The sequence below is a fragment of the Paenibacillus sp. YAE3 genome, from assembly GCF_057546105.1.
The window spans coordinates 116,765-141,965 of sequence record NZ_BAAIYF010000014.1; the positions used below are offsets into that span (position 1 = coordinate 116,765).

Annotated in this window: 18 protein-coding genes and 1 pseudogene; 14 read left to right on the top strand and 5 right to left on the bottom strand. The window is 39.1% G+C overall.

Annotation, left to right across the window (positions count from 1 at the left end; all coding sequences use genetic code 11):
* Positions 1 to 129: 129 nt before the first annotated feature.
* On the bottom strand, positions 130 to 1,011 hold the full coding sequence (locus AC27KL_RS23550; protein WP_487171275.1) for a hypothetical protein: 882 nt from the start codon (positions 1,009 to 1,011) through the stop codon (positions 130 to 132).
* A gap of 724 nt (positions 1,012 to 1,735) precedes the next feature.
* Between AC27KL_RS23550 and AC27KL_RS23555 the strand changes: the two genes are divergently transcribed.
* The 3 genes from AC27KL_RS23555 to AC27KL_RS23565 are packed head-to-tail and all read left to right on the top strand — an operon-like array spanning position 1,736 to position 3,756.
* Positions 1,736 to 2,380, top strand: coding sequence for a deoxynucleoside kinase (locus AC27KL_RS23555; protein WP_487171276.1), 645 nt, complete (start codon positions 1,736 to 1,738; stop codon positions 2,378 to 2,380).
* 8 nt (positions 2,381 to 2,388) lie between these two features.
* Positions 2,389 to 2,940, top strand: coding sequence for a non-canonical purine NTP pyrophosphatase (locus tag AC27KL_RS23560; protein WP_487171277.1), 552 nt, complete (start codon positions 2,389 to 2,391; stop codon positions 2,938 to 2,940).
* Between the two features lie 6 nt (positions 2,941 to 2,946).
* Positions 2,947 to 3,756 carry an SIR2 family protein gene (locus AC27KL_RS23565; protein WP_487171278.1) on the top strand — a complete coding sequence of 270 codons (810 nt, stop codon included), beginning with the start codon at positions 2,947 to 2,949 and terminating at the stop codon, positions 3,754 to 3,756.
* A gap of 270 nt (positions 3,757 to 4,026) precedes the next feature.
* Here AC27KL_RS23565 and AC27KL_RS23570 read toward each other — a convergent pair.
* A pseudogene (locus tag AC27KL_RS23570) lies at positions 4,027 to 4,272 on the bottom strand (transposase); the annotation flags it as partial.
* Positions 4,273 to 4,399: 127 nt separating this feature from the next.
* Here AC27KL_RS23570 and AC27KL_RS23575 point away from each other — a divergent pair.
* Positions 4,400 to 4,975, top strand: coding sequence for a sce7726 family protein (locus AC27KL_RS23575; protein ID WP_487171279.1), 576 nt, complete (start codon positions 4,400 to 4,402; stop codon positions 4,973 to 4,975).
* On the opposite strand, the gene AC27KL_RS23580 is transcribed toward AC27KL_RS23575, so the two are convergent.
* A complete protein-coding gene (locus AC27KL_RS23580; protein ID WP_487171280.1) occupies positions 4,944 to 6,020 on the bottom strand; it encodes a beta family protein in 1,077 nt (358 codons plus the stop codon). The genes AC27KL_RS23575 and AC27KL_RS23580 overlap by 32 nt on opposite strands.
* A 371-nt stretch (positions 6,021 to 6,391) precedes the next feature.
* On the opposite strand from AC27KL_RS23580, the gene AC27KL_RS23585 reads away from it, so the two are divergent.
* The 5 genes from AC27KL_RS23585 (at position 6,392) to AC27KL_RS23605 (ending at position 16,755) form a co-directional block, all read left to right on the top strand.
* Positions 6,392 to 7,096, top strand: coding sequence for a DNA/RNA helicase domain-containing protein (locus AC27KL_RS23585; protein ID WP_487171296.1), 705 nt, complete (start codon positions 6,392 to 6,394; stop codon positions 7,094 to 7,096).
* A 152-nt stretch (positions 7,097 to 7,248) separates the two neighbouring features.
* Positions 7,249 to 8,106 carry a restriction endonuclease gene (locus AC27KL_RS23590; RefSeq protein WP_487171281.1) on the top strand — a complete coding sequence of 286 codons (858 nt, stop codon included), beginning with the start codon at positions 7,249 to 7,251 and terminating at the stop codon, positions 8,104 to 8,106.
* Between the two features lie 67 nt (positions 8,107 to 8,173).
* The gene (locus AC27KL_RS23595; RefSeq protein WP_487171282.1) at positions 8,174 to 10,411 is read left to right on the top strand and encodes an MrcB family domain-containing protein; all 2,238 of its coding nucleotides are present in this window, start codon (positions 8,174 to 8,176) and stop codon (positions 10,409 to 10,411) included.
* A complete protein-coding gene (locus AC27KL_RS23600) occupies positions 10,383 to 12,836 on the top strand; it encodes a DUF2357 domain-containing protein (protein ID WP_487171283.1) in 2,454 nt (817 codons plus the stop codon). Before AC27KL_RS23595 ends, AC27KL_RS23600 begins: the two co-directional genes overlap by 29 nt.
* A gap of 361 nt (positions 12,837 to 13,197) precedes the next feature.
* Positions 13,198 to 16,755 carry an SIR2 family protein gene (locus AC27KL_RS23605; RefSeq protein WP_487171284.1) on the top strand — a complete coding sequence of 1,186 codons (3,558 nt, stop codon included), beginning with the start codon at positions 13,198 to 13,200 and terminating at the stop codon, positions 16,753 to 16,755.
* A 444-nt stretch (positions 16,756 to 17,199) separates the two neighbouring features.
* Here the strand turns inward: AC27KL_RS23605 and AC27KL_RS23610 are convergent, their stop codons facing one another.
* On the bottom strand, positions 17,200 to 17,988 hold the full coding sequence (locus AC27KL_RS23610; protein ID WP_487171285.1) for a hypothetical protein: 789 nt from the start codon (positions 17,986 to 17,988) through the stop codon (positions 17,200 to 17,202).
* Between the two features lie 419 nt (positions 17,989 to 18,407).
* On the opposite strand from AC27KL_RS23610, the gene AC27KL_RS23615 reads away from it, so the two are divergent.
* A complete protein-coding gene (locus AC27KL_RS23615; RefSeq protein ID WP_487171286.1) occupies positions 18,408 to 19,238 on the top strand; it encodes an endonuclease NucS domain-containing protein in 831 nt (276 codons plus the stop codon).
* 288 nt (positions 19,239 to 19,526) lie between these two features.
* Here AC27KL_RS23615 and AC27KL_RS23620 read toward each other — a convergent pair whose 3' ends face one another.
* Positions 19,527 to 19,703, bottom strand: coding sequence for a helix-turn-helix domain-containing protein (locus tag AC27KL_RS23620; protein WP_487171287.1), 177 nt, complete (start codon positions 19,701 to 19,703; stop codon positions 19,527 to 19,529).
* A gap of 544 nt (positions 19,704 to 20,247) precedes the next feature.
* Here AC27KL_RS23620 and AC27KL_RS23625 point away from each other — a divergent pair.
* The 4 genes from AC27KL_RS23625 to AC27KL_RS23640 all read left to right on the top strand — a co-directional run bounded on the left by AC27KL_RS23625 (position 20,248) and on the right by AC27KL_RS23640 (position 25,092).
* Entirely contained in the window at positions 20,248 to 20,964 is a 717-nt protein-coding gene (locus AC27KL_RS23625; protein WP_487171288.1) for a hypothetical protein, read from the top strand.
* Positions 20,965 to 21,943: 979 nt separating this feature from the next.
* On the top strand, positions 21,944 to 23,608 hold the full coding sequence (locus tag AC27KL_RS23630) for a dsDNA nuclease domain-containing protein (protein ID WP_487171289.1): 1,665 nt from the start codon (positions 21,944 to 21,946) through the stop codon (positions 23,606 to 23,608).
* A gap of 10 nt (positions 23,609 to 23,618) precedes the next feature.
* A complete protein-coding gene (locus tag AC27KL_RS23635) occupies positions 23,619 to 24,140 on the top strand; it encodes an ABC-three component system middle component 1 (RefSeq protein WP_487171290.1) in 522 nt (173 codons plus the stop codon).
* 4 nt (positions 24,141 to 24,144) lie between these two features.
* Positions 24,145 to 25,092, top strand: a complete 948-nt coding sequence (locus tag AC27KL_RS23640; protein WP_487171291.1) for an AAA family ATPase — start codon at positions 24,145 to 24,147, stop codon at positions 25,090 to 25,092.
* Positions 25,093 to 25,201 lie beyond the last annotated feature (109 nt).

Sequence of the window (25,201 nt, forward strand, 5' to 3'; positions counted from 1 at the left end):
TTTCGAAGGTACATCCGAGCCTATTCATACCCAAGTTCCTAAAATAGATTTTATTATCAGCACTCCAAATATCCACCATAACCCCTCCTTGGTATTTCTATTCGAGATGACATAGACACAGTGCCAATATTAATCTTCTTTTCGCAGCCGTTCTAAATAAGCAACAACGAGATGGGAGATGCTAACCATCAACTCGGCTTCATATTGATCAATGGGTACTCGGGATAAGTTGCCGTTTTCTTTTTGAAGAGAGTTTCTATGGTGACCGATCATATTTAAGTAAGTCGATACCCCTGAGATGAGTCGTATTATACCCTCTTTTTTCTGTGGAACGACATCATGTAACAGTTCATCCCATACTTTTTCGCTATATGGGCCTCCTCGTTTAGCAAAATCCATGTAAGATTCAATAGTGGATAAACATTGCCTGAGAGCATCATGGGTCTTGCCACGTTGCATATGTTGCCTGGCATCATCGAGAAGATCGAATGCTACAAGCCAGCTCCTATCATTAAGCAAGGAGGGAGGTAAAGCTAAGCCGTATTTAGTAGAATATCCGAAATGTCTAATAAAATTTAGCCAGTCGGTTTCAGGGAAACGAACTTGGCCTTTTCCAGTGAATGGGAGAATTCTAGTACCGTTCTCGTTGAGCTGAACAATAGCTCTAACCTCAATTTCAAAATATACGTCGCCATTACGTACATCTTCGATAGTTGAAATATCTTTGGAGTCAAATACCCAATCCCAATTGGTGACATTGGAGTTTTGATTAAATACATATAGCGAGGTTTGAACTTGGCCGACCGTTTTCCTGACTGTAATGTTGTTAACTCGGGCGCTTGATTGAACATCAAGGATATTTTGAATTATTTTGTGTTCGTCATTAATCTGAATATGACTAAATTGAACGATGTCTTCATGAAACCGTAAATCAAACTCTAGTCTAAAATAGATATTGTTTGACAGGTGGTTTCTGTGCATTGATGAATCGTTTAGTTGAATAACATACATACTTATCACTCCGTTCATGGCGAAATTGTTACTGACTCAGCAGTCTAATTTGAGGGATATGGTAACATTATCCTATAATCATATCCGATTAAGTCGAAAGCCTCAATAAGAGCCAACATTCTTATTTAGCAAAAGGGTTTGACTCTCGAATGAGGTCGAACCCTACATCATAGCGCCAAAGAGCTAGCTTACTTTTTCACCGCGGCAAATGTCGTTTACAACTCATTTAGTTGTTTACCATTGGTCTCCTGCAACTTGAACAAATCATAAAAAGCTATCTTCTATGACAATTGCCTTTCAATTTCGCCAAGATATAACTCAGTTTTGTAGAATCCTTGGCATAATTTCTGATTACGTCAGTGGCACTTCTCAAGGCAACTAAGACTGAGTCATAATGATGAATTTGATCTTCCAGACCTAGAGCAAGCCTACTAACTAGCTCTCACATAATGTACTTAAGCGATACTTGATACTCTGAGTTTCAGAACAGGTATACTCTGATTGCATATTTTGGTAGATAAAGCAATGAAGTGGGGTGAAGCTTAGCTGTTTATTGTGGCTCACTGAAAGGCTATGAAGAATACAGTTCCCTGGGTCAGGTCATCAAATTAGAAATGGAAAATTGTAGCAATAATCAAGGTTACAATTTCATTTATATTATCCTAATGCATGGTATAATAAGGAAATACAGAAATTGCGAAGCTTGAAAAATGGGGGAAGTAAAGTGGCTACTGAGGGAAGCCTAATAATAGTAGATGGGATAGTAGGTATTGGAAAGACCAGCCTGGTAGATTTGTTAAATAAAAAGTTGGATTACCAAGTATTCCCTGAGGTATTCAGTGACGAGAATGACCTATTAGGGAAGTACTATAGGGAAGGTAAAAAATGGTGCTTCCCAATGCAGGTTAATTTTTTAAGTAATAGATTCTCACAGTACAAGCAAGCTGTTAAAATTCAATCCAACATCGTCATGGATCGATCAATATATTCCGATCCTATTTTTGCAGAACTATATTTACAAAATGGGGATCTTGATACTATACAGTATCAGGTTTATCGAGAGTTATTTGATAACCTTACTGAGTCTCTTCGTGCACCAGATTTACTAATATTTTTAGAATGTTCGATCGAAGAGGTGATAAGAAGAATAAGAGATAGGGGACGTCCAGATGAGCGATTTGTTGACGACAAGTATTGGAAAAAACTCAATAAATTATATAATGAATATTATCAATTTTATACCAAATCTTCTATCCTGCGTATTGACGTAACGGATTTGGATTTTGTGAATAATGAAGAGCATTCAGAGATGCTTGTGAATTTGATTAACATTGAGATTAAAAAGTCTTTGGATTACCGAAGGAGGTGACCTTTGAGATGGAAGTACGGTTTATATCCGGAAACGGATATAAAATTCAAGAAGCCAAGGAGATCTTGGAGGCTGGAGGTATTAATGTTGTACCTGTAAATATTAAGATCGAAGAATTACAAACAAGAGATACTACTAAATTAGTTAGAGATAAGGTTCTTAAGGCCTTTACTTCTATTGGTAGACCATTGTTTGTAGAGCATACGGGATTATACTTAAATTATTTAAAGGGTTTTCCTGGTGGATTAACACAAATTTTTTGGGATACTCTCCAAGCCGATCTCTTTACAGAACTATTAAACGAAAATAAAGATACCTCAGTTATTGCTAAAACTGTGATTGGTTATTGTGATGGTAAGCAAATATATATGTTTGAGGGGGAAGTACAAGGTAATATTTCAACTGAGCCACGCGGCAATAGGGATTTTCAATGGGATTGTGTTTTTATTCCAGATGGATATGACCAGACATTTGCAGAGCTAGGCAAGATTAAAAATAACATATCGATGCGAAGAAGAGCGTTAGATAGTTTTAAAACTTTTCTTATTGATGGGAGATAATAATAATTGGATGAACTACTAGTACAAGCAATAAAAGAAAAGAATGTTATTCTTTTTGTTGGCGCTGGGGTCTCTGCTAACCTTGGATTACCAAATTGGAAAGATCTTATTTCACATATGGCAATAAAGATTGGTTATGATCCTGAAGTGTATAATTCTTTAGGTGATAATCTCTCGTTGGCAGAGTACTATATATTGGAGAAGGGTTCTATAGGTGAATTGAGAAGTTGGATGGATAGGGAATGGCACAAATCATCAATAGAAATTGAAAAGTCGGACATTCATCGGTTGATTGTAGAATTGGGATTCCCAATTATCTACACAACAAACTATGATAGATGGTTAGAGATGGCTTTTGAACATTATAAGATTGACAGCTTGGCTATCAAAAACGTTGGAGATATGAGATACATCAGAGATGGTATTACGCAGATAGTGAAGTTTCATGGGGATTTTGCGGATGATTCATCTATTGTTCTTACTGAAAGTAGCTACTTTGATAGGTTTAATTTTGAAAGTCCTTTAGATATAAAGTTGCGGGCTGACATTTTAGGGAAGACCATATTATTCATTGGCTACAGTTTCAGTGATATTAATATCAGATATTTATTATATAAACTACATAAAACGTGGCAGGATTCTGCACATACTAACGTCCGTCCTAATTCTTATATATTTTTTACCCGACCTAATCCAATCCAAGAGAAGGTGCTTGGGCAAAGAGGAATTAAAATGCTTTCTTTAAACGATGATAATCCCGCATCTGCCCTAAAAACTTTTTTAGAGACTCTCCTGCATCAAGCATACGGAAAATAATAACATGACTATATCGCTTCAATAAAGAAAAAACAATGGTTTAACATATAGACGTGAATTGTACCCTTTGTCAATGACACTTATAAAAAAAAGGACTTGTGGGTCTTTAAGCCCCGGATAAAAGATGATTCCTGTACTGTACGAGGCCACGAAGAACTAGCCATTTTCTTCAGATCTATTTAGATAATAGAAAAGAAGACATTCGTACCGCATTTCGGGACGAATGTCTTCTTTTTATGGGTCTGGCTTAGCTGTGTTTTCTAGTAACCCTCAGTCCACTAGCTTCAATATTCGCTTGAGATTTACAGCCAATATCGCCATCGCATCTTGTAATTGCATCCCAAACAGACCCGAGGATATGGCTACATCATACCCGTGTCCATGTTTGAGTTCGCTGTTTTTGGCTTCAATTTTGTAGCGTTCCTTAGATTTTGCCTTGAAATATTCTGTTTCCTGGAACGCTATCTGATCCACGTGTTCATCAGACTTTATCGTCACTGAGTACGTTTTACTCCTCCTTAATTTGGATACAATAATCTTTCGAGTTAATTTATAATGCCCTTGTTTTTATGTTTGAAAACCTATGACCTTGTGCTAAAATGTTAAAGTTAAGTGCCATTATTTAATAAATGGAGGTGTAATTATGAAAACTAAGGATATTGATATCCGGAGATCCCTTCATTTTTCACTCCATAATGAGTACAAAGACGAACCGGATACACTAATATTAGATGAGCTTGTTCTTTGTCAGGGGGATGCAAGAATAGATATTGCTGTTGTAAATGGATCAATTAATGGTTATGAGATTAAAAGTGAAAGTGATACACTCGCAAGACTTCCAATACAATCAAAGTTTTATAACAAGGTATTTGACAATGTGACAATATTAACAGCATCAAAATTCGTTGAAGATATAAAGGATATTATTCCGGAATGGTGGGGAATCACACAAGCTGAGAAAGAAGAGGATGGAATAGTACATTTCTTTGTTCTAAGAGAGCCTCAACCAAATCAAGAAGTTGATGCTTATTCAGTGGCGCAACTTCTTTGGAGAGATGAAGCGATATTTATATTAAAGGAGAGAGGCTTGCATAAGGGGTTATTAAGCAAGCCTCGAAATGTCCTGTGGAATGCATTGGCTGAGAATTTACCTCTCCAAGAACTGCAGTATGAAGTTAGAAAAGCTCTTAAGGCAAGAACACGGTGGAGAGTTCATTAACTACATAAGTTAAATGATGATTTGTGCCTGACTTTCGCCAACTTGTTGCATTACCAGGACCATCATTATTATTGGCGACTTCTTGAATGTAAAGGTCACCAGCACTAAATCCGCTACCTGAGTATTCTGGATGAGAAACAACTTGGGATGCTAATTGAAAATACTGACTTCCACCGTATCTTTTAATCATCCTCCCTTTAAATATGATGAATTTATCATTTGCAGTATATCGAATATTTGCACTCATGTTAATGAATCGAGGATCAGCTTCAAATGGTGCAGGATTGGAAATTCCATAATCTCCAAAAGACGGACTTCTATATAATGAAGAAGACTGAAATTTCTTCCAAATTAATCTTTCTGTTCTTTCAATGATATCAATTGAATTTGAACCTACTGACGATAGATCGCTGGGGAATGATGTTCCAATTAGAACAAAGTTCCGCCATTCATTCAGGTAAGGAATTGATTTGAAAATGCTTGTAAGGAATAAAAAAGTTCTTGTCTGATCGTTAGGATTTACATACTCATAATCTATTATTAAATCAACTTCGGAAGGACTTACAGATAGAATTGTTAATAGATTTTCTATATTTGCTTGTAAATCTGCGAAATCTTCCTCTTTTAACCGAAAACAAATTCCATTATTGTCTTGTTGATGAGCTATCTTTACTTCATTTTGATAGGCTTGATCACGACTCCTACTTGTAACTGGTATAACGTTTATTCTACGATTCCTTGCCTCTTGCAGAATAAAATTAAGAGGATGTTGACCGTTTTGTAAACGATCAGTAGCGTCGATATAATTTAGATCAATAAAAACCGAATCTTGTAATCCCCATGATTTTTCCAGTGTTTCTCCTACTTTAGATAAATGTTCGTCAATAGATTTCTTTGGAATTTCATTTTCAAAGTCCCACTCTACCGGTGGGATCTCAATCATAGGAGTCAAATCTTGTTTTACAATTGGATCTAGTTCCTCAAGTGCTTTCTGCTCGCCTTGTTTCCATTTTAATACAGGAGTGTATTTGATTTCTTTTCGCATTTTTACCTCCTAATATTTTCATTGGATGAAGTAATGGTCCTAGTTCTTATGTCTCTATCATCTTTAATTTTACACTAAACGTCATATTTTGGCTATATATGGAATTGTCGAAGCTATCGACTCCCAAGGTAAGTTAACGTCTGAAAATGTTGGATTGTCTTCACGGTGTATCCATAGATAACAATTGGAACAAACAACAGATGGCTTCCTCGCCCTTGTCTTAAGCCAAGACAGCGAAAGCAGTATGGCAATCGACAATATAAAAAAGGTGCCTATCAGTATAAAGGTGTCAATCAAATCGAAGATATTATTAAAGCCTCTAAATTAAATGTATTTTTCATAGATGATAATCAAAGAATAGGCCAGATGATATTGGCCCAGTCGAAGAGATTAGAAGAATAGCTGCGCTTCATGAGTCGGAAATTTATGAAATTGAACTTACTTCTCAGTTTAGATGTGCCGGGGCTGATGGCTATTTGAACTGGATTGATGATGTTCTTCAAATTAAGGAAACAGCTAATTTTAATGGCTGGGATAAATCCGCCTTTGACTTTCAGTTATTCGATAGTCCCCATGAGTTGTTGAAGCAAATCAAAGAAAAGGAAAGTAACGGAATGAAGTCTCGAATGCTGGCTGGATTCGCTTGGACATGGACAAAGGAAGAAGAGGGAAACCGTAACGGGGAAATCGATGATGTCATTATCAAAGAGCATGATTTTAGCATGCCTTGGAATGGGCGAGCGATTTCAACTACTTGGGCTGTTCATCCCGATGGTATCGATCAGATTGGTTGTATCCATACTTCCCAAGGCCTTGAGTTTGATTATGTTGGTGTCATTATTGGCAATGATCTTAAGTTTGATCCCCAAACTCTGACTCTTTATGCCGATTATGATGAATATAAAGATACGGTTGGCAAGAAGGGATTAAAGAAAGATCCCGCAAAGTTAACCGAATTGGTCAAAAATATATACAAAGTGCTATTATCTCGGGGGATGAAGGGGTGCTACGTTTACTGTAGAGATAAAAACCTTCATAACTATCTATTGAAAAGATTTCAACTTACCAACTCTTAAATTACAGATGCGTAAATTGATAGATCTATTGAACCCCCTGTATAGTTCCAATGCACCCATTAAAGGGTGCATTTCTTTTTACCTAAATTAGAGGAAATATAGGAGCAATTGTCGAAAAATGGATGTATACATAACGGAAGGATGAGTAACGAATGGCTAGGACATACAAAGCAGAAGGCAGGCAGATTGCATACGTTTTAAGAGGTTTATTTGTTCTCGGTGGACTTGCGCTTTATTTTAGTATTCCAGGATTACATTGGGGTTTCTTCTTTGGCATCATTCTTGTTGCTGTTCTAGCAGCAGAAATTTTGGGTGCGATGTGGACACGAAAGAGACGTAAGAATAAAAAGCAATACTCTGCTAAACCAAATCAAAAGAAAAGTTCAACTGCAACAAGACGTGCCAGCAACTCAGTGAGATCAGACGCGATTATCCTGACAAGCCGACTAGACGATTTAACTGGAGCTGAATTCGAAAGATTACTTGCTCTTTATTTCCGCGATCAAGGTTATACCGTTAAGGAGGTTGGCGTGGGGGGAAACGACGGTGGAGTGGATTTAGTCATTATTGACCGTCGCGGTGAAAAGACCGCAGTGCAAGCCAAATGTTATGCGGACCATAACCTGGTTTCCGTCACGACCGTACGCGAACTAGTTGCAGCAAAAAGAAATCATGATTGTATTTTATCCTTGCTTGTCACCACCTCCGACCTGACTTCTTCTGCGAAGAAGGAAGCGGAACAGTTTAAAGTGGATTATTGGCATGGCGGTCTTGTAGAGCATAAGCTCAGAGCTTGGGGAAAGTGGCAGCCTAGTAAAAAACGAAGTCCAATTGAAAAAAATGTAGCCGCGGCTAAATCCGAAATAGTTAAGACAAAAAGAGAGGTGGCGGCAACCAGCGGTATAACATGCAAATGTGGTGCTCCAATGGTTAGAAGAAAAGGAAAGCAAGGTACGGAATTTTGGGGTTGTAGTAACTTTCCGAAGTGTCGGAATACAAGAAGTATCTAGTCAAGGGACTAGAAAGTATTGAAAGAGGCATTCACAAGACAAAACAACAATGGGAGGTCCTCGAATTTTGTTACCAAATGATTTAGCTACAATATTTAAAAACAAACAAAAATCATACAAAATGGTGCTTGTTTTATCTTTTATAAACCATTACGAAAAGACAAAAAGTCTGACGGTGACTTTAAATGAGATTGCGGAATCTTTCCTTAATTATTACCGAGGCAAGGAGGAACTGGGCTTCAAAATAGACTTACCACCGAAAGGCGAAGTGTCCAGTTGGAAAGAATGCTCCCTTGGCCAAATTAGAAACTTGCTCAAAACGCCGATAGACGCTCTTTCATCCATTATTGAATATAACAGTTTGCAACAAACACTATCCTTTAAATCCCCTGTAAAACAACAGCTTAATGAACGAGTTTTTCAAGAATTAAAGGAATATGCTGAACGTGAATTGGAGAGCTATAACGATCAACTACCTTCAAGTAGTACTGGGTTGGACTTTTCGCTGCAAGCAGTCTTTCAAGAAGTTTTTAATAGCTACTTGGAGGCCAAAACCCAGTCATTTGCAGGCCATCGACTCGGGACTCTCTTCAGACAAACTTTGCCTAATGAACTTAAGAAGTTACCCTTTATGGATGATCACTATAAAATTCAAGGCTCGATCGGCATGGGGAACTGGGCAACCGTGCCATGGCTTGCAATCATGGATAAGCGGGTAACCGACACCACTCAAAAAGGGGAGTATGTCGTTTATTTATTTTCAGAAGATATGAGTTCGGTTTACTTAACCTTGGCCCAGGGGGTTACGGTTCCTACTCGGGACTTAGGTAAAAAACAAGGATACAACTATTTAGAGCAAAAGGTAGCTGAGATGCGAGGGCTTCTCCCTCTTCAGGGAATGAAAAAGGACGATCAAATCTTTCTAACCTCTAGCGGGTTAGGAAGGGATTATCAAGTGTCCACAGTTGCTTACTACCGATATGACCGAAATAATCTACCGGATGATGAACAATTAATAACCGACCTGAAGAATGTAATGGACAACTATAAACTTTATGTCGAGCGGCAAACCTACTTATCAGAGGATGACCAGAACTCGCAGATGATGGGGAGAATTGAACCGATGGACCCGCAATTAATTAAACCTAAGCTGAATGAAATAAAAGCTTTTATAAAACAAAACGGCTTCCACTACCCCGACCCTCTCATCGAAAACTTCTACCTCTCCCTAAAAACCAAACCCTTCGTCATCCTGGCAGGTATTTCAGGGACAGGTAAAACTAAACTCGTGAAGCTTTTCGCGGAGAGCGTAGGAGCTACAGGGGAAAACGGTCAATTTACGCTGATCCCGGTACGGCCTGATTGGAACGATCCTTCGGATCTCATTGGTTATCAGGATTTATCCGGCCGCTTTAAGCCAGGTAGGTTAACCGAAGTTTTGGTCACCGCTTCGCTGCCTGAGAACCGGAATAAGCCGTATTTTATATGTCTAGATGAAATGAATTTGGCTCGGGTGGAGCATTACTTCAGCGACCTTCTTAGCTTGCTGGAGACCCAGCGTTGGATGGACGGCCAAATCGTCACCGAACCGCTTATTCCCAATGCTTCGCTGGATCGGCTTGAAGATCAAGAGCTCTATGGGGATCTTGGCATTCCTGAAAATGTCTATCTCATTGGCACGGTGAACATGGATGAGACGACCTACCCGTTCAGCAAAAAAGTGCTAGACCGAGCCAACACCTTGGAATTTAATCATATCGACTTGACGCAATTGCCATGGTCAGAAGGCGATGACGAACAGGAAATCGTGGAAATCGCGCCGGTTTCCCAACGTTTTTTTCGTGCCGATTACTTGAATCTGGTGAACGTCGATGCCGAAAATAAAGAATTGGTGAAGCGTACAACCGACAAGCTAGTCGCGATAAACCAAATACTTGAGGAAATTCATGCCCAGGTTGGGTTTAGAATCCGGGATACGATCAGCTTTTATAGCATTTATGCGGAGCGTTTTGGGTTGCTGACGGAGGATGAAGCTTTTGATTTGCAGCTGCTTCAGAAGATTTTACCTCGTATCCAAGGTAGTCATACATCTGTAAAAAGAGTACTCCTAAAACTTCTAAAAGTTTGTTTGGAAGAGGAATCGCTTAAGGTCAACGATTTACTGGATGACGCCTCACCCTTGTATTCCAGATGGGATGCCGGTAAAGAAGCCCCTGCCGCGAAATATCCCCAAAGCGCACGGAAGCTGGCGTTTATGCTGAGGAGGTTAGAGGAAGATGGATTTACCTCCTTCTGGCTCTCTTAATGCTGATATCGAGTTGTTATGCGTGGAGACTAATCTTTTTACGCTATATCTAAAAGGGCGTCCGACTCATCCCACGGTCGAAACGCTAAAGTTGCATAGGGATGGGGAAGGGCAATGGATCAATGCCCTACTTAAGGTTTCAAGTCCAGCTTCTCAATTGCAAATTGAGGAAGTGAAGGTGTTTTCCCCGTTAGAAGGGGGATTAGTGGACTGGCATGAGGGCATGCCGGCTTTTCCTTGTTTTTACGAGACTCGAAACTATGAGCTCATTGTGGAGAAGAAGCAGCAACCGCTGGACCTGACTTTTTACCATGACAACATCAATTTGCGGGAAAGCGTTAAACCCGTAGGGAAAATGGTTCTATCCGGCATCTTGAACTTTAAAAATGAAGTCGGATACACGGAGCTTGAATTCCGCTTGGCGGGAAAAACGGTGCTTCGGCTTGAACTTGAAATTTTCCCCGTTAAGCTGGATTACAAGCAAGACTATATGACGCTGCTGCACGAAGTGAACAGCCAGATTTATAACCTCTCGTTTGATTTTATGAGGAGGACTTATCAGTTAACCGGGTTAAGAGAGACGCAGAGTCAAAGCTTGACGGAGTATTATACGATTCTGCAATTTGTGTTCGAGCGTTTGCTGGAAGCCTTAAGACGAATTACGTTGCAGCCGCATCATCGTTTGGTGACCGACCGTCAGGTAAAACCTGCCGAAAAGGTTCGGAAAGCGGGGAAGGAGAACATCTCTTTTTTGAACAAGAGGGCAGCCAGACTTCTTGAAGATCCCACGCATGGGTATGTTAGGATTGAAGATCGGCTTTATAAGGCGACGCATTTGATCGAATCCAAGAAGCAAGTTTCCTACGATACGAATGAAAATCGGTTTGTAAAGTGGATGCTGGAACGGGTCAAAGGGAACCTATTAAAGCTAAAACGTCGTTTGCAAGAACCGCAAGGGATGCAGCAGCGGAAAGAAGATGTTTTGCTATTGCGTCGTTTAGATCAAATGGCGAGCCAAGTGGAACAGGTGCTACATGCGAGCTTTTTGCGTGAGGTGGGGAAGCTACAGCATTTCACGGTCAGTTTGGTTATGCAAATGGCGCCGGGATATCGGGATGTTTACCGGTATTATTTGATGCTGCTGAAGGGTTTGTCCATTCAAAATGATTTGCTTCGCCTCTCGATGAAAGACGTGGCGCAGCTTTATGAATATTGGTGTTTTCTTAAGCTCAATGAAATTCTCGGTAGAAAGTACAAGCTCAACAGCCAGGATATCGTAACGGTAAATCGGAACGGCATCTATGTGACTTTGGATAAGAAACCGACAGCCAAGATGGAATATGTGAATCCAAAGACGGGTGAAGTGTTCACCCTCTACTACAATTTGAGTTTCGGAAAAAGCCAAACCCCAACAATCTCACAGCGCCCGGACAATGTGCTGACTTTAAGTAAAAAAGATGCAGGGCGAGAGAAGGTGTATCAGTATATCTTTGACGCCAAATATCGTTTGAATCCGGCTTATGAAGGTGATGCTTATTTCAATGCTTATCGTGCACCGGGACCAGTGGAAGAGGACATCAATACGATGCACCGCTACCGGGATGCGATTGTCAGCCTGAATACTTCGTCTCAGGAATATGAAAGGAATATGTTTGGGGCTTATGTTTTGTTCCCTTATCACGATGAGGAACGATTCAAGGAGCACCGTTTCTATAAAAGCATTGAGCTGATGAACGTGGGAGCGTTCCCTTTTTTGCCGGGATCGACGAAGCTGGTGGAACAGTTTCTGGACGAGATTATTTTGGACAGTCCGGAGAAAGCGTATGAACGTTCCACGAAACCGCGGGGAACCCAGGAGTATTTTGCGAATAAATTTAGTGGAAAAAATGTCTTGGTCGGCTCTCTTCGAGACGTTTCCCAGCTGCAGGTCATGCTGGATCATAACATCTACCACATGCCGCTTAAGAATCTATCTGACGCCAAAATTTTGACGCAGCTGGAATACATCGCGATGTGCCAGTCTCGGAAGAAATTCGATCATACGGGCCGTACGGGGATTCACTATTATGGCAAAATCAAAGACTGGCAGGTGGTCCGTCGCGGGGAGATCAAGGAACGTCCGGCACGGCCGGGCAAAGAAAATGAGCTGTACGTCAGATTCACCTTAGAGTCCTGGGAGAAGCTTGAACAGCCTATTCAATTAGGTGGGATAGGGATCTATACGGTTTTGTATACTACCAAGTATATGCTGGACCGGGCCCGGGAACTCGCGGAATTAAAGCTGGAGACGGAAGAGCAGCTGCAGGAATGGCGGGAGAAACGACGGGCCGGGAAAGTGAAGGTTAAGCTGGATCATCCGTATGTGGACTTGGCGAAGCAGGTGAGGGTTGATTTAGTGGAGGAGAGCGATGTGAAGAAGGAATGATTAGCTTTGTTGTGATGTATGAGTTTGAAGTACTAAAATTACCAGGCAATCGTCACGAAAGCAAAACCAGCCGAGCGGATGAAATAATAAATAAACAAGGAGTGGATCGTTACCAAATCAGGAACTGAAATATTGACCAATTATTTCCTTAGAAATAACGAATCGTCAATTTCAAATATATTTTAGGTTCATGTAACTACAAATATATACAGATAGTTAAAATTCATATAAAACATAACTTTCTAAAGTAATAACATTGATATGTAGTGTTAAGTAATTTCCATGTCCAGAGCTAGAACCATTACAACGACTCATTCCTTTTTGTGATATTATATATTCATTTTTGGATAGGGGAGAAGATATGATTTCTTCGGATTGGAGGCATCTCGCAGAAGAGATCGCCGCTAATAATGCAGTTTTATTCGTTGGAGCAGGGTTGTCGTTGAATGCATTGCCCGTCACGGATCAGGTTTCCACTAGTTTCAAGGATTGGACTGGTTTTATGCTGCAGCTAGCAGGCAAGCTGTGGGAACGGGATGCGTATAACAAAGAAGCACTATTGAGCCGGATCGCTGGAGATTTTCTATATGTGACTCAGCTTTTCAAAGAGCGCTTCGGTGATACGCAATTCTATAAGGAATTTCTCGAGGCTGTACCGACCCAGGAATATCAACCATCCGAGCTCCATCGGCAGCTACTTTCGCTACCTTGGACGGAGTATGTTACCACCAACCAAGATGACCTGCTTGAAAAGACACTACGGCAACTCCATACACCGTTTCACTGTGTCACCCAAGACCTGGATCTGTCTACCTCGCTCAACAAGCAATTGATCAAGATGCATGGTACATGGGAACGTCCAGAAAGCCTTATTTTTTCGGAAGAAGATTACCGCAACTATGAGGAACTGCATCCACTCATCGCCTTGAAAGTCAAGCAGTTGTTTGCTGAACGGACAGTATTCTTCGCAGGATTTGGCATGAAAGACAGTAACTTTAAAGCGATTCACGGCTGGATTCAAAAAATTCTTGGTCACCATCAAAAGAAGGCATATGCCTATATTCCAAACGCTGATGAGTACACTAAAACCTATTGGAGGCAACGAAACCTTATCATTTTATCTGACGAAATAAGTGGGAATGATTCGGAGGAATGGAAATATAATTTTCAATTTCATCTTATGCGGAAAATTCGTTATTTGAATGAAAGTATCAATATAATTCGGGCCAGGAAGAATTTGGGTGGCGACATACAGAAAAACTATGGTATCATCAAACATTTAATAATTGACGCTAAAGAGAGAGAGGTGACGGAGGCAAGGCTGAAGGTAGTGGAGGAGCAACAAGTCCAATATGTGAAAATAGCAGAGAATATGATTAAGCAATGGGAGCGGGCTGAGGAAGAGGGGCTTTCACATCATTTCGCTGAGCCAATTCTACGCGATATCTTTTTAATGAGGAAAAAATCCCCATCTGGATGGTATTCGAGTATGCCTTTGCAGTGGTTCGAGTATGTATTGGGGGAAAAATCTGATCCGGGAATATGTCGTAAGTTGCTGTATCTGATGAAGAAATACGTGGAAATATTTCAGACTACAGTCATCGTAACTCACGGACAACAGTTAGAAGAGGAGTCTATTTGTTTATATCGATATCTTCGCAAACGTAATGAGGTGCCAGCGCCGTTCAAGGAACTTCTTACGACAACATATATTAGGCGGCTATATTATGATCACCGCAATTACCGGTTGGTTGAAAGACTGGTCGGAGTGGTATTGAAAGTTATTCAAAACGATCTTTATCTGACTGAGCTCCGGCATCTTCGATTACTCTGTTTAAAAAATCAATTCAAGTATGAAGAATTGGAGCAGGATCTCAGACGTCTACTAGACGGGCAAACGAATCCGAAGGGCTTAATTAGGAAGGGGTATTTTTATTTAACACTGGGCCGCTTTGAGGAAGCAGTTGACGCTTACTATCGGTCTGTACTGCAGACAGAAAACCAGGAAGTGGCTTTACATGCACTGTTTTCACTGCAACACCTACGCAAATTACAGGTAAGTGGTGAGCATCTGGCCAAGATACTAGATAACCTTCACCTGGATAATATCGAAGAACAATTAATGACTAGATTCGGAGAGGAGACCTCCCGATTGCTCGATTTCAAGAAAATATTAAGCGAGCATGAGCGTTCGGCCATCCGATGTATTGGAGAACTCGAGAGGTTAAGAGATCGCCGAGAGAGGAAGAACAGTTGGGGATCCGATAACTATTTGTATGAAGCGTACACCGCTCTTGAGCAGTATGCTGAGTTAATCGAACACAACGGGCTCCCTGATTTTTTGATTACATACAACTCAGCTATGCGGCTAGTCGCAGAGCGATTGATTTTGGATGGGCACCTTCAACTGACCCAATGTTATTTAGGGTTTGGTTTAAATTTTAAAGACTTGTCATTAAATGATAATGAACTCTTTCTGTATAGAAATAAGAGAAGTCAATTGTTCCGTTGGATGAACGGAAGGATACATCAAGTCGTTTCGATGCTAGAAAACAGATCTATTAAGACGGATACCAGCTATTTTTTGCTTGTCAAAGCGGCAGATGCTCTTCTGTCCCAGACAAGTCTTCTCTATAAAATTATCGGCTTTGATTGGATCGATTCCTTGGCAAATCCGTTGACCCGTATTCTTTCTCTGGGGATTCCAACAGTGAATAATAACCTATATTCTACTGCAAACAAGCTTTTAGTACGGGTAATCAATGCTTTACCGGCAGTACGTAGCGTTGAGGTCTTCGAAAGCTATCTTCGCCACTTGATAAGTACAGATTATCCGGTTTATTACGGACAGCTTGACAGTATTCGTTTTATAGGTTGGTCATCTAGAACCTTGCAGTCCTTCCATTATGAACTATTGACCGAACTTTTACGAAAAATGCTTAGTCAGGGTGCATTTAAACTGGAGCAGTATTGTTACCTTGTTCTTAATTTACATTCGATTACTCCGTTGCCGGAACCATTATTGGCCGAACTAAAATCCCTCTTGCTACAGGTAGATGATCTTACGGGAAAAGGACAAGAAGCTTTGATCAAGTTGATGATAAAACTAAACTTATTGAGCGAGAAAGAAATCCGGGAAAGGGCTCATGCGATTTTAGAACGATATGAGAAGAATAGTAGCATACAGATGGAGTCCTTAGCTTTTTTTGCTGAGGTGGTTAATATTCTCAGTGAAGAAGAGGTAGATCGCATTCTCTTCAAAGCGCGTAGCGATAAATCTAAGTTTGCAAAGGCAAAGATGTTGAGGATGTTAGAAGAACAGTTTGATAATGTCTATCAATATTTTTTTCTAAAGCTAGCGCAGCACCATGAGTCGCCAGAGCTCTGGTTCCAGGAATTCGGAATGGAACAGATGAGCCAAATAACCTTTTATCATATGGGTCAAGCGCGTCAAAGTTTCGAGAAAAGCGTGCATATGATAGATAGTGTGAATAAATGGCTTGTAGAACGCATTATTTATAGTAAGGAACAAGAACGGAGCAGCTTTTTGCGAACAGCGCGAAGTTGGATAGCGAAAGCCGCAACACTCTACCCTTCCGATCAAGTTTTGGCTAGCACTATTGAATTGTTTATCTGGGATTCTTCTTATGAGGTGAAAGCTTGGACTATATCTTTTATAACTACCTATCTGTCTCATAAATCTTTCTCGGATGGGGGGGCGCAGTTAGATTTCTTTGGAAAAATCAAAGATCTTCCTGTTGAGGAGATGAATGAAAGCTTTATGCAGGCAATCGCCTTTTTTCTCAACAGATTCCGCCAAAGTCTTATAGACAAGAATTTTTATAGAGATGCTATAGAGCAGTGGGTTGAGATAATTAAGAATTCTCCGTACCTCTCGGTACAACTCGAGTGGGGATGAGGTAAAAAACCTAAGTTATAGGGTGGATGTAATAGATGAAATGGGGTATTCAGTAAAGCGGTATTGTATCTGAGTCATGGGTTGTCGGTTCAACTTGATCCAGAGGAAAAAAACAGTCGGGGGGAATATTTATGTATGATGTTGAACTGTTCCGACTTGATCCAGGCGGAAAAGGTTGAGGCCGTTCTGACGAATTTGGATGTTCAGAAGAGTTATCTAATGTTAAATGGGATTTTTACTGATGCGAAGATCCGGACTGAGCATGTGGAGAAAGAGTAGGAAGTAAGAATAGACAAGGAAATAAATTCGGGAACGTCTAGTGAGAAACATCGCTAATGATAATTTTGTTATACTGCTCAACCATCTATCGATGGTTAAGCAGTATTTTTTCTTGTTTGCTTATCAGGAAAAATTAAGTTTGATTATGATGAAAGTAAATAAACTTCAATATACTGGTTCCATAAATTGTTTATCCACATATTTATAAGATTCGAATAATCCTTGGGATCCATATGGGGCTATGAGTTCTTTACCATCAAGCTCTATGTAAGCCTGCCCAGTGATTGAAAGCTCCTGCCTAATAGGATTAATTTTTCTCAAATCCCCAACACTAGTGAAGGAATATACCCAAATGCATTCATCAATCAAGGAGTCACCGGCAACGACAATTAATTCTTTAATACCATCTTGATCGAAGTCATGAAGAGCAGCTTGTATTTTGTAACCCTCCTGCAATTCGCCGAAATCATCGAATGCCCCCGAGTTATCTGCACCAGACATATCAAGAGGCCAGCCTATCGAAGAAGAGGGAAAGTAAACAACAGCTTTAGTTCCATTAGGATGGTCTAAACCAAGCACTAATTCTGCTTTCGTTTTACCAAATTTCATTGGCAAAGACACATCGGCAGAACCTGGCTTCCATTCTACTTGGGATAAATTCTTTCCTTCGGTAGAACGAATTAAAGAGTCATTAATAGAAATGGTATTATCTGGCTGTATCTCAATATTTGACGTCTCAGTTTGTTGTTCGCCGCTTTGTGACAAATTTATATCTGTCTCGTTGTCAGGCGCATTAACTAATCTATCATTACTTACCTTCTTTTCTTCTTGTTGTACTTTTTCAGTTGTTTGTAGTTGTTGGGATGTAGAAGATTGGTTTGGTGCTGTCTTACAAGCTGATGATAATAGCACAGTTCCAATTAATACAACAAACAATGTTGCCATTTTTCTCATTCTTTGGATCGATCCTTTCTGGTATTCTAATTAGGTATAATTACCCAACGAGGCTAACGAACTGTTTCGACAATATCTCCTATTATATGTAAAAGAATATATTAGGTGAAGTGTTACATGAAAAAATAATTATCCTCTATTGTTTAATTTCGAAAGGAGAATAAATACATGCCCATCGAGTTAGGAGTCTGGAAAATCAACGGAGCTGTCGAGAGGATTCATTTTTCTAGTATTGAAACCGAGCGGAAGCTTAAGGATGTGATTAACCCATGATATAAGCATCATCGATCCCTCTTTAATGATAATTGGGAGACAGATTAACACGGCTTTTGGAAAATATATTGATATTCTAGCGATGAATTCCGAAGGAAACCTTGTTGTAATCGAACTCAAACGAAATAGGACTCCGCGGGAAGTCGTTGCTCAAACGTTTGGATTATGCGTCTTGGATTCAACAATTAACTTACACGAAAATAATCGAAATCTATAGCGAGAAAAATCCGGGCAGGCTGTTGGAACAGGATTTTGTGGATCATTTTCAGTCTGACTTTCCGGAAGCTTTAAACGAATCTCATCAATTAATCATCGTCTCTGCTGAGCTGGCCCCAGCAACGGAAAGAATTATCGACTATCTCACGGTCTTTGCAGTACCGGTAAATGCAGTCTTTTTTCATTATTTTAAAGATGGAGATAACGAATACCTGGCCAGAAATTGGCTCATTGATCCCCATAAATTGGAGGCTAAGTCATCCAGCATGAACATCCGGAAAACAGGTAAGGCTCCATGGAATGGCAAAGATTATTATGTATCGTTGGGCGATGGTATACATCGGAACTGGGAGGATTGCAGAAGATATGGCTTTATATCGGCAGGGCAAGGGAGGTGGTACAGCAATACGCTGAACCTCCTGAAACCAGGCGCCAGAATTTTTGCATGTATTCCTAGGGTGGGGTATGTTGGTGTCGGTATCGTACAAGAGGAAGTAGTACCCATAAAGGACTTTCAAGTGACAATCAATGAAGAGAATGTTCCGCTTTTGGAAGTTGACCTGCATGTCAAAATGGATAAGGATGTCGATGATCCCGATCTTTGCGAGTACGTTGTACGCGTGGAATGGATAAAGACTGTTTCTAAGCATGAGGCCATTAGGGAGAGGGGGATGTTCGCTAACCAAAATTCTGCATGTAAATTGAGAAACCAGTTTACGATTGAACGTCTCACGAAGCATTTTCAATTGGAGAAAGAATAAACGTGGGCGCTACACTCGGATATCTACCTTCATCCTGACGACCGAATCGGATTCTGAATTCGGCATTGTCCTATGCTGCGGAGATGTTAGTTTTGAAGGGTTCACGAGCATTTAAATATGCATGATCTTGAAAAGTCTGAAATGAAGCAACTTCCGGTTGACTGGACTATATTTGGTAGGATCCGCACAGACCTTTGTGATTCGTTATCAACATCCTAACGCTTATTTTCCAGAGCGATGTCTTATACCTTCTGATGAAGGAAATTCAAATGATTCTCTTAACTTATACTATATGGAGGAGAGGGACTGCCTAATCCTCCAGATCCCTCTCAAACCCTCAATCAAAACTGAAGGTTTAACCTGAAGCGCTCTTACTAATGCGGTGATCGTTAGCAGAGATGGCGCTTTTTCTCCGTTCTTCAATTCACTAATATAAGACCGGTCGTCATGAGAATAGATGCCCATCTCATCTTGGGTAAACTTGTTTTCTTTCCGATATTTCGTATCTATATTCTATTTATCACAAAAGAGGTCAACTGATTAATGCGGTCAGAACATTAACTTATAAAGAGGCCGGATGAACTGCTTCTACAGGTATCGATCCAAATCTCTTTGCTTCCTTTTTGTAATGTTGAATAAGATCGATAAGGAAAACAAGGCTATACGCTATGGATATCGAACGGAGTCTGCATAAGGGATCGGCTAGATGAGAATCGAATTTTAAAATTGTTTACAAAGACAGTAATGGTCAATGGTCGAATCGTTAAAGAATATGCGAGTGGTGAAATTCATAAGTAACCACCCCAGGGTTGATCGTAGTGAGAAGAGTATTGGCTATTATGAATTTGTAGATAATACGTGTCAATGAACGGTATCCCCATAAAACCATTTATGGAAATTCGTGCTAGCTACATGCCTCTTTGTCGTGTTCTGTGTATAAATATTTGGAAAATATTGATATAATCAAGTGATGAGAAAGTATGTACAATTTTTTTAAGGAGAGAGCTTAATGTGGTCCGAAATATCCAAACTAATAGGAGCTAATCCTATAATGTCCCTAATTATCACTATCTTTGGAACGTCAACAATCTGGATGTATAAAGAATTCAAAGAAATGATAAATCGGAACAATACGAAAAGGATTACGAATTTAAATGAGAAGATTAAGGTGTACAGTCAATTGCAAGCACATATTGCGGCAGTGCTTCATGATAAAGACAACCACAATTCAAAAATAAATTTAATAAGAAATTTAGGAGAGTATAGCCCAATACTCAGTGAAAATGTTCGGAATGTAGCAAAAGATTATTATATTAAGGCAGATCCTGCATACTTAAGTACTATGTTAGCCATGATGGAAGTAGACTTTAAGCAATTTGAGCAGGAGAAGGCCCGTGTCTCCAAGTATGAGAATAACGCTGAAATTGAGGATATCGTTGTAAGGCTGTATGATCCACTCAAGCCTATATTATTTGTTTGGTTATCGATTTGGTTTTTTAGTTACTCGTATATTCATTTCACAGAACAACAAGTTTGGTACAATAAAGTAAACGTTATTGCATTTTCATTCTCATGGTTCATAGGTGTCGCTACGTTATCAGCACTTATATCCTTGAAATTGGAAGGGAAATTATCGAAACAAGGAATACATAGATGGTTAGCATATAGTCTTATTATAATAATTCCGGTTATCACTTTCATAAAAGCCTTTCTCTTGTTGCTATAGCAATACAAGTCATTTGTATACTGATTATCATTAAAATAAAACGCAAAAATAGTGGAATTATAACCTTTGACTGATCCAGCATGATAGACCTAAACTCGGCCTGGAGGAATTCAACATGCTACTCAATGAATTCTAAATCTTTAGAAACAAACAAAAATCTTATAAAATGGTTATTATCCTTTCTCTACTAGAATATTACAAACAAACTCAATCCTTTAGTGCCCGCTTAGCACCATTGCTACGGTTCTTATTACCAGCAAGTGGGCTTTAAAATGATTAGCAAGGAGCTTATGCATTAATTCTTCAACTTTCTATCAAACCCCTCAATCAAAACCAAAGGTCTAACCAGAAGCGCCCCTGCTAATGCCTTAGTCGTTAGCAAGAAGGTGCTTTTTTTCGTTCTCCAACATACTAGTATAAATCCGGTCGACACGGTCGTCTTGCAAGAGTTGATGGACTTCTCACTATATTGGCAACATTATAACCTCTTAATGGATAGATCATGAGAGGAGAATACCAGATCAAATTCGGGGATGCTAGGAATGATAAGTATATTATACGGATGAAACGGGACGTTTAATGAAGTTCCTGTGTTACTTTGTCCTTTGGAGGAATTTGTAAAACTTTGTAGAAGTATTAGAGGACGTTTTTCCTAAACACAAGCAGCAAATAAGTTACTCCTGCCACTTGACGAGACATCTTGTAACCAGTGGGAACCATAATGATGAATTCTGAGAGAACTAACTCTACAAACCTTGGCCTATGGCAAATACATGATTGGCCAGTGTAGAGACTTACCGATTCTCCACACTTTCAAGATACGACGTGTATGCTACTGTCGTGAATTATTTGAGTGTTGAGCAGACTCATTCTGACGAATTGGAAAGGTTGTTTTAACGGCAGAGAGAGTAGAAGAATAAAAAAGTAATGAGAAATATTTTATGGGAGTACAAGTGAATTACTATAAGGGGTATAGGTGATGAACGAAGAAGTTATTGTTGCTGTCTTTTCTGAATCCTACGATACACAGGATAAAGAGCGTGAAAGTCTGGTACAAAGAATCGTTACTGAAAAAGATAAGGTTCGTGACGAGCTTCTAGGACTAAAACCGGATGAAATAGGTGGCAGGATTGCATTGGCAGGTTTTTATTACCAATTTTTGGTGTCGATTGAGTACTTTATTGATTTGTTGAAAGGTAAGTGGGATTTCCTGGCAGTGGAGTTGCATGAAGACATTATTGTTGGAAAAGGAAATGAGGTTAGGTTTGTTCAAGTAAAATCAAGTTCCGAGACTCATTTACATGCAAGTGGCACAGGTTTGACAGATCGCTCAAAAGAAATCTTGCAGGTCCCAACAGTGAGTGGTAAAGGGCGACCGAAAACGGTGAACTTTTACTATAACGATAGTTGGTTAGACAAGCTGCTACTTAAGGCAAAATATTTTCCTAAATCAGCTGGTTACAAGACCACATTTGAATTGGTAACCAGCTATGTAATCCTAAATTCACGTGGGCAAAAAGTGGATCCATATATAAATAATAATTCATTTAATTCGGCCGTGGATGATGATGATGATTTACTAAAGCATTTATCAAAGAAAGTTCACGATAAAGATAGCAAATACAAAGATGTAAAAGTAGAGTTCGATTACAAAGTTGAGTGTGAAGAAGAGCTGAAAGATCTGTTAAGAAGACTCAATATAAGAAAAACAACTGATTTAACGAGACTTGATCAGTACATTAATCATATTTTATATAGTTTTAGTGAACAAATTGAACCTGGTGTAAGAATGTCAGTTGAGGATCTTTTTTATATGATTGGTATTCTCATTGATAAATGTAGACGTATTGGAAACACGTCTATACTTTATATCGATCGTATGGAGGCAGAGAGAATAAGGCAAGAAATTCATGACCGTGTAATAAGAGTAGCCGGGGAAACGGCACGAAAACATGATAGTGTTACTTTTATAGAAACTGTATTTGAATCAATTGTTAATGAGATACAGAGTATTGATATATATAATGAAATAGAGCCTCATCTACGTTGTTATAAAGAGCATTTAATTGACTGGGTAAATAGTGGTAGGAGCGTAAGGGAAATAATAAATCGTTATATTGATGGTAGGAAAACATCGACTAGTTATAGGGATTTAACATCATTTGATCAAATCGCAAGATTCAAAGAATTGATTAGTACATGTTTCCTATTAATTTTAATTTATGAAGATATTGCAGGAATATCTGATAAACACAGTTCACTACTTGTTAAACAAATTAAAGAGCAACACTTATCATTTATCAGTTTGGGCCGAGGGGAGAACTTACAAAAAGGTATAGATAAATTAAAAGCATTGTTTAGTGATATAAACAATGCTCTAGACATAATACTTCACCCACCACAGAAAGTTATTTTTCAGGGGAATTTTACTGGAAACCGAAATCCGGTTCAATCGGTTACAATAAAAGACCCTCGTCCGCAAGCGGAATTTTTAGAAGATAATGCGGTTCTCACAGAGGTTAATATTGTGATGGATGTAGTGCCAGGGGGAGTGCTAATGGATGAGTTTAACAGTTTGTTTAGTTTTGAGAACATGGAAGAACTGCTCCAACATTTAAGGGGTTTCTGGAAAGATATAAAATGAGGTGAGGACTATGCAGACGTATAATCTAGTTTACGAACGTCTAACCAAAATGAAATTTCAAGAAATTAATTTTGAAGAATTAAATAAATTAGGAGTCAAAAGTTATATAAAGCATCATGTTCTAGTAATACTCCAGAATTGGGATCAGAATATAAGTATAGATGAAATAATGGAGGAGGCTCGTGAAATTCGAGATATTCTTCTTGGGTTACAATATAATGTTTGGAATACCTATTATTTACTTTGTTGTGACGAGGATGTGAGCGATGAAACACTATACTTTGTTGAACGTGAGGCGACAGCCTTAAGAAAGTACCTTGTTAGAACGGAATCTGATCTTAATCGGATCCCATTTCTTGATACTATACAAGTAAACAAAGTGGTAAACCCGTTGTCCTTATCTGATGATGTGGTTCAATATGGTTCAGTTGCAGATATACTAATATCCTATATTAAAGAAAAGAACGGTGAAAATGCTAAATTAAATGCTCGATCGGTTGAAGAGGCAATCACTACTCTAATAAAGGAATAGATATATGAGAATTGAAAAAGTAAGAATAAAGAATTTCAGAAATTATATCGGTGATCACGAGTTTCATTTAGGAAAGAGAATCACGATTTTTTATGGTGCGAACGGATTTGGAAAGAGCTCCTTTTTTGATGCTTTGGAGTGGTGTTTAACAGGTGAGATAAGCCGTTATAAGGATGGTTTTGGCGGCAAAGAGGTAATTAATCATCATGCAGATTTACAAAATACAGAATGTTTCGTTGAGATTTATTTTTCTGGGAACATCTTGTCAAGAAGATTTAAAGTAGAAAAAGGCACGTTTGGGAACATGCAAGTTAAAATAATTACTACAGAAAACAAAGAAATAGTAGGAAAAGAAAAAGTCGATAATTTTCTTCGTAATGAATATTTTGCTGACGAGAACAACACATCAATGTTTGGTGGACTTATAAAACAATCCCATATCTTGTCTCAAGATCAAGTAACAGATTTCGTTTTACGTGATGACCCTAAGGAAAGGTTCGATGCTTTAGCCGAAATAATGGGTTTAAAGAACATTCTTTATATAATTGAAAATGTAAAAGAAGTTCTCAATAAGCTGAATTCAAAAAAGGAAAAGCTTAGGGATGAGTTTGATAACTACGGACCGATGATTGAAATGCGTAAAAATGACGCCGCAAAAATCGAATTGAGCAAACTAGATAAATTAGCAGCTGAGTTCCAAGTTAGTTCGGAGATAGACGTTTTTTATAAATCAATCCCCCGTCTTCAGGATGAAATATATAAAGAAATCACCGAAACTGAGAGCCTTATATCCCTAATCGAAAATGTTAAGCTATATGGATATAAAACTCTAGAAGAAATTAAATTGAAAGTAATGGAAGTGGAGAACGAAAGAAAAGATACTGATAGATCTATTGAAGAATACAATAAATTGAAAAATCGAGTTGAATTCTTGAATGAGTGTTTTGCATAATTCCGTTTCAGAGAAGAAGCGATAGCATATTCACTGTCGTTAAGGGGTAATTTTCGAAAATGGTATTATATGGATGAAGAAAAGGGCAGACTTGCAGAATTTTAGAACA